The organism is Aeromonas sp. QDB11 (assembly GCF_027705265.1).
Lineage (GTDB): Bacteria > Pseudomonadota > Gammaproteobacteria > Enterobacterales > Aeromonadaceae > Aeromonas > Aeromonas allosaccharophila.
In genome coordinates, this window is sequence record NZ_JAPDBM010000245.1 from 1 (window position 1) to 551 (window position 551).

The window sequence follows — 551 nt, forward strand, 5'->3', positions numbered from 1 at the left end:
GCGATTAAATCAGATCACAAACGAAGCCTTTTTTCTATCTATTTCAATTGGTTGTAGCTAAAGATCCTGTACATGAGCACAGGCTAGCCATCGTAGGCCCAGATCGATCACGGTAACCCAGACAGATAATCGCACTAAAAAGATAATTAGCCGTACCTTGGTAGCCTATAACCGCCCAGCAAGGCGACCCTACGCCTCGGTTGACGAGTACAGGGAAACATTTTTTCAGCCGCATTGTGACCTGGTGGGTGTCAAATACCGTGGACCATCTCAGCTGCGCCACACCTACGCGAGCCAACTGTTGTCTGCTGGCGTGAACGTAGAGTGGATTGCCCGGCAAATGGGGCACAACGGGACTGCGATGATCGAGCGCCACTATGGTCGATGGTTGACCGAGGATGCGGCTGACTTTGGTGCCAAAGCAGAAGTGGCCCTACACGATTGTATTCATGGTGATGATCCCGGACTGGTTGAGCAGGGCGAGATCGTGAACATTTTGTTAAAAATTAAAAATAGTTTTTTGCCTACAAAACAAATACTTATAGGCCTGT

The 551-nt window shown here is 48.6% G+C and carries 1 pseudogene; it reads left to right on the top strand.

Annotated elements, in window-relative coordinates:
• Positions 1 to 244: 244 nt before the first annotated feature.
• A pseudogene (locus OKC40_RS22895) lies at positions 245 to 551 on the top strand (hypothetical protein); the annotation flags it as partial.